The 5,998-nt window shown below is 45.0% G+C and carries 5 protein-coding genes and 1 pseudogene; 5 read left to right on the forward strand and 1 reads right to left on the reverse strand.

Annotation, left to right across the window (positions count from 1 at the left end; translation table 11 throughout):
• Positions 1-824: pseudogene (locus tag F6K57_RS35080) on the forward strand (colicin uptake protein); the annotation flags it as partial.
• Between the two features lie 100 nt (positions 825-924).
• Here the strand turns inward: F6K57_RS35080 and F6K57_RS35085 are convergent.
• Positions 925-1,146, reverse strand: coding sequence for a hypothetical protein (locus F6K57_RS35085; protein WP_293020904.1), 222 nt, complete (start codon positions 1,144-1,146; stop codon positions 925-927).
• A gap of 196 nt (positions 1,147-1,342) precedes the next feature.
• On the opposite strand from F6K57_RS35085, the gene F6K57_RS35090 reads away from it, so the two are divergent.
• The 4 genes from F6K57_RS35090 (at position 1,343) to F6K57_RS35105 (ending at position 5,906) form a co-directional block, all read left to right on the forward strand.
• Positions 1,343-3,544, forward strand: a complete 2,202-nt coding sequence (locus tag F6K57_RS35090) for a cation:proton antiporter (protein ID WP_293072605.1) — start codon at positions 1,343-1,345, stop codon at positions 3,542-3,544.
• Between the two features lie 655 nt (positions 3,545-4,199).
• Entirely contained in the window at positions 4,200-4,835 is a 636-nt protein-coding gene (rplC, locus tag F6K57_RS35095) for a 50S ribosomal protein L3 (protein ID WP_293072607.1), read from the forward strand.
• A gap of 143 nt (positions 4,836-4,978) precedes the next feature.
• Positions 4,979-5,611 carry a 50S ribosomal protein L4 gene (gene rplD / locus F6K57_RS35100; protein WP_075895723.1) on the forward strand — a complete coding sequence of 211 codons (633 nt, stop codon included), beginning with the start codon at positions 4,979-4,981 and terminating at the stop codon, positions 5,609-5,611.
• A complete protein-coding gene (locus F6K57_RS35105; RefSeq protein WP_075895721.1) occupies positions 5,604-5,906 on the forward strand; it encodes a 50S ribosomal protein L23 in 303 nt (100 codons plus the stop codon). Before rplD ends, F6K57_RS35105 begins: the two co-directional genes overlap by 8 nt.
• The last annotated feature ends 92 nt before the right edge of the window (positions 5,907-5,998 follow it).

The raw sequence follows: 5,998 nt of genomic DNA on the forward strand, positions 1-5,998 counted from the left end.
GTAAAGCGATCGCATCCCGAGTGCGGGGTGCTGTAGCAGGGGAAAAATTTGATGAATTTCACCGCAATTCAGCCCGGATTATCCGTCAGGCCGTGTTTGGCACTGATCAAGAAGGTCATATTCGAGATGAATTTCGTTTTCGAGCGAATAACCTGGTAATTACCAATATTGACATTCAGTCAGTGGAGCCAGTGGATGAAGAAACCTTAAGGAGCTTGCAAAAGTCAGTGCAGCTAGCGATTCAAATTACTACTGATGCTCAAGAAGCTGCTGCACGCCAAGATGCGGAACGGATTGAGCAAGAAGCGAAAGCCAGGTTGGAAAGGCAAGTGATTTTGGATCAAAGTGCAGCAGAAGCAGAACGGAAAAAACTTCTAGAATTACAAGCAGAAAATATAGCCATTGAGTCTACAGGTCAGGCAACAGCAGAAGCGAGAGCTAAGGCTGAAGCGGCTCAGATTCAAGGACAATTAGCAGTTAACTTGGCTCAGCAAGAAGCCGAGGCGGCTCGGATTCGCAATGAAATCGAGTTAGCTCAACTCAAAGCACGTCAGGAAGCTGAATTAGCCCATCAACAGAGTTTGAATAACCTAGAGATTGCCAAAGCTGAGCGTATGGCTCACATTAAGAGTGAAGAATACCGACAGAAAGTAGAAGCAATTGGTCCTCAAACCATTCAAGCGATCGCACAAGCAGGTCCGGAAATGCAGGCAAGACTTCTAGAAGCACTTGGTATCCAGAGTGTTTTGATTACCGATGGCAAAAATCCCATCAATCTATTTGGTGCAGCTAATGGTCTGATTACTCCCCCGACTTCTAACTAAGTGTATCTGTGTCTGCTGCGCGCTGTGTCTGCTGCGTGCTGGCACGGTTTCCCTTATACACAGATACACGGATAACCCAACGCTATCTTACCGGTCTATCTTATCGGTCTATCTGTGTCGAAGGTTGAGAGTTGAGGTGTTGCTCGACTCTGTTAATGACCCCTAGTAGGAGAAAGAGACCAAATACTACAGCAACACCGATAGCAGTCCACTTGAAAAAAACTAACTTTGGCCGACCTTTAGCTGGATAACCACAACTTAGGCAAATTTCATCGTTGGTGCTGGTTAAAGACCCACAAACGTTACACTGTTCTAAAGTCATAGTTCTTGGAAATCTCTACCGTCATAAGATAACTGAAAAAATTATCAGGTGGGTAGAGTACTTTGAACCTTCCTTACCAACTCCTTGATGCCCAAGTTGCTTAGTTCAAGTGGGTAGGTTACAAAAAAATCAGGGCACAAGGGAAAACCTCCAGGTATGAAGCCTGTGACCAATAACCGATTACCCATTCCTAATCATGGCCTCAGGACACAATTTAATTCTGGATCTAACCACAGTTCTAGGGGCTTCTGCTCTGGGAGGCTACCTTGCCAATCGGCTACGTCAACCTGTACTTTTAGGCTATTTAGCCAGTGGTTTATTGGTTGGTCCGTTTGGTCTTAAACTCGTAGGCGAATTAGAACAAGTCAAATCCCTAGCTGAAATTGGGATTGTTTTTTTGTTATTCACCTATGGGGTAGAGTTTTCTCTATCCCAGCTTAAACGATTTAAAGATATTGTCCTTAAAGGGAGTTTACTGCAAATTAGTCTCACTATTACCCTAGTTGCAGTTTTAGCCAATGGACTTGGTTGGGTTGATGGATTTACTCCGGGAATAATGCTCGGATTCATCATCTCCCTTTCCTCCACCTCAGTAGTTCTTAAAACTCTGATGGAGAGAGGAGAAACCAATACCCTTCATGGTCAAGTGATGCTGGCAATTTTGATTGCTCAAGACCTTAGTTTAGGTCTGATGTTAGCCGTCATCCCCGCCCTTCAGCAGCCCTCAGATATTGGCTCAGCTTTAGTTGTTGCTTTACTCAAAGCTTTGGTGTTTCTAGCTGCTGCTCTAGCCGCCGGTCGCTGGATAGTTCCCCATCTCATTAAATATATTGCCCGCACTGAAAACAGTGAGCTATTTCTGATCACAGTAATTGCCCTGTGTTTAGGGATTGCTTTGATTACTGCTGGACTTGGTCTATCCGTTGAAATGGGAGCATTTGTGGCAGGCTTAATGATGGCTGAAATTGATTATGCTGACCAAGCAGTTGCCAAAATAATTCCCCTTAAAGATACGTTTGTATGTTTATTTTTTGCATCCATAGGAATGCTCATTGAGCCGGAAGTGCTGCTCGAAAACTTCGGCATAATCATCGGTTTAGTGATGTTAGTCATGGGGGGCAAAGCAGCCATTATCCTACCGATTGTACTGAAATTTGGCTATTCCTTTAAAACTGCTTTTATTGCTAGTTTTGGTCTCAATCAAATTGGAGAATTTTCCTTTGTATTAGCAGTGGTTGGCTTTGAGTTAGGATTTATCACTAGGGATCAGTATCTACTCCTGGTGGGAACCACAGCCATTACCCTAGTCCTGACACCCATGTGGCTGAGATGGTCTCCCCGAATAGCAGACCACCTGGTAAATCTGCCGTTTCTGAAAAACTACCTGCGTCAGTTTCAGGGCACTAAAGCTTTGTCAATTCCAGAAACGATTTGTAATCATGTGGTAGTGGCTGGCTATGGACGAGTTGGGCGAGTACTGGTCAAAATCCTGCGCAATCAAGGGCATCAGGTACTAGTGATTGAAAATAGCGAAGCTGCTATTCAACGCTTGAGACATGAGAAAATTCCCTATATGTTTGGGGATGCTCACTCGGAACTGGTGTTAGAAAAAGCCCATCTAGAAAAAGCTAAAGCCCTAGCCATTGCCCTACCCGATCCTGGCAGTACCCGCTTGTTGCTCAAACGTGCCCTCAAGTTTGCCCCAGGACTGGATATTGTGGCTCGTTCTCACAAAAATAGCGAAATTGACCTACTTACCCAGTTAGGGGCGCGGGAAGTAGTGCAACCAGAATTTGAGGCAGCATTGGAAATGGGAGCCCATGTGCTAGTAGCATTGGGAGAAACCCCAGGGATGATTCAGTCGGTCATCAATCGGATTCACCAAGACCGCTATTTGAGTGTACGACCTGAACAAGCTACCTATTCAAAGCAGCAAGACATCACTGATGTTGCCCAAGAACTCCACAGTGAGTGGGTGACTTTGAGTCAAACTTCCCGTCTAGATTGGGTAACTCTGGCAGCAGCAGATATCCGTAACGTGACTGGGGTAACAGTTTTGACAATTCAACAAGGTAATGATATAGTCCACTACCCACAAGGTAAGATGACGTTGCGTTCAGGGGATCGATTGCTAGTTGTTGGGGAACCGGAAGAATTAGCAGCGTTTAGAGACTGGATCGAAAGTCGCAGTTTCCTTAGTGAGGGATCTAAGCATTGGGTAACTTTGGTAGAGAATTCAAGTTTGGTCGGTATGAAGCCAATTGATCTCCAGGATCAATACAATGTCATGGTTCAGGCGTTGCGTAGACAAGGGAAACTATATAATCCGGTGGATGAAGCTGGAGTATTGCAGGTGGGGGATTGTGTGTTGTTGTCTGGGGAATGGGATGAGGACTGAATTATTTGATTTCGAGACTATGCGATTAGCCCGAAGGGCTACGCTACGCGAACGCATCCTTCGAGACCCGAATCCCCCGATTTCAGATAAATCCATACAGGAAGGCAATTTTTTTCAAACTAATTCTCAAAATAACTAGACACCCTTAGCAAAATACTATATACTATACAATAGTGGCATTATGACAGTTGCTTATTAAGCAACTGAATAGCTGCGTGTGCTGTGGGCTGAGAAATAGGTTCGAGGCAAGACAATATACACAGCATACCAGGCGTTTGTTTGGCATCAGGGCTAAAGTAGGTCAAAGACAGTTAGGTATAAACAACTCCCATCAGTTCTTGGGTCTGCTTTAGGTCAATCAGTGCTTACACTTTCGTGGATCAAGGGATACTGAGTCATTAACAACTTAAGTCCCAGCGAAGTCAGGCAAGTTTAATAGCCTTTTCTGACCAGTAAACGCAATTGAACGAGAATCTAGCTCGACCATCATGCCGAGCTAGATAAAAGTGGGCTCTCTGCTTATTTTTTGAGGAGAGGTTTATCCACTATAAATAGTGACCAGGTTTATAATGACCAGGTTTGTGGCACAAAGGGAATTCAGGTTTGTGAATATCCCTGCTGCCAGACTGCTGCAATGTCTACAAAGGAGAAACCAGTGTCTGTCGGTATCCTCGGTACCAAACTCGGTATGACCCAAGTGTTCGATGATGAAGGAAGAGCGATTCCTGTAACCATCGTCCAAGCAGGGCCATGTACTGTGACCCAAATAAAAACTAACCAGACAGATGGCTACAATGCCATTCAAATTGGTTATGACCAAGTCAAGCCAAAGGCAATTACTAAGCCTGAAATAGGACACTTGGCTAAATCTAGCGCCCCACCCTTACGCCACCTACGTGAGTACCGCGTGGATGATACCAGTAAGTTTGAACTGGGTCAGCCAGTCAATACCGATATGTTCAGTATTGGTCAAATTGTCGATGTCAGCGGTAAAACCATTGGTCGCGGGTTTGCGGGTTATCAGAAACGTCACAACTTCAGGCGAGGACCGATGGCTCATGGTTCCAAAAACCACCGCCTCCCAGGTTCCACTGGAGCAGGGACAACCCCTGGTCGTACCTATCCAGGTAAGAAAATGGCTGGTCGTTACGGCGGTACCAAGGTGACAATTCGCAAACTTGAGTTAGTCAAGATAGATGCAGAGCGCAATTTGCTACTGATTAAAGGTGCAGTTCCCGGTAAACCAGGGACACTATTGAGCATTGCACCAACTAATAAAGTCGGACGTTAGTCAGAACGAAAAAGCAATTAGCTCCCTCATCGTTAGGTGTAAGCCTGATGTATATGTAACTGTTTATTTTTACTACTAGCACTGAGTGCTGAAAAGCTAACAGCTAATTGCTAAATGCTTGGTCCCTAAGAAGGAGAGAACAAATGGTAGATTGTTCAGTGCGAAACTGGCAAGGGGAAGAAGTAGGGCAGGCAACACTCCAGATGCGAGTTGCCAAAGAAGAAAACGCTGCCCACATTGTTCACCGGTCACTGGTTAGACAAATGGCCAATGCTCGTCAAGGCAATGCTTGTACAAAAACTCGTTCCGAAGTTAGAGGTGGAGGACGCAAACCTTGGCGACAAAAGGGAACCGGTCGTGCTCGTGCTGGTTCGAATCGTTCACCCCTATGGCGTGGTGGTGGTGTGATCTTTGGTCCGAAACCCAGAGACTATAGCCAGAAAATGAACCGCAAAGAGCGTCGCTTGGCTCTAAGAACAGCGTTTATGAGTCGAGCCGAGGATTTGATTGTGGTAGAGGAATTTGTTGAGCAACTACCACGACCCAAAACCAAGGATGTGGTGGCAGCAATTGGTCGGTGGGGAATTGAGCCTGAGTCAAAAGTTCTCATAATCCTAGCTCAGCCAGAAGAAAAGGTTTATTTGTCAGTCCGTAACCTAGCAACTGTCAAGTTGATTTATGCCACCAACTTGAATATCTATGATATCCTAGCCGCTGATAAAATCGTGACCACTAACACGGCTCTTACCAAAATTCAGGAGGTTTACAATGACTGAGTATAACCCCCGTGACCTTGCTGATTTGGTGATTCGCCCAATTGTGACTGAGAAGGCGACCCTACTGATGGAGCAGAACAAGTATGTCTTTGATGTGATTATCAAAGCGACAAAGCCACAAATTAGAGCCGCGATTGAAAGTCTTTTTGAAGTGAAAGTGGTGGCAGTAAATACCCTACGTCCGCCACGTAAAAAGCGTCGAGTGGGAAGATTTGTAGGTTACAAACCCCAGTACAAACGGGCGATTGTTACCCTAGCTCCAGGAGATTCCATTACTCTATTCCCAGACGTATAAAACTGGCTAATTGCTAAATGCTAATTATTAATTTGGTTAATTGCCAATTGGTAGATTGTCAATTGTTAAGACAAACTAGTCAAGACAAACTA

This window comes from Moorena sp. SIO4A5 (assembly GCF_010672005.1).
Taxonomy (GTDB): Bacteria; Cyanobacteriota; Cyanobacteriia; order Cyanobacteriales; family Coleofasciculaceae; genus Moorena.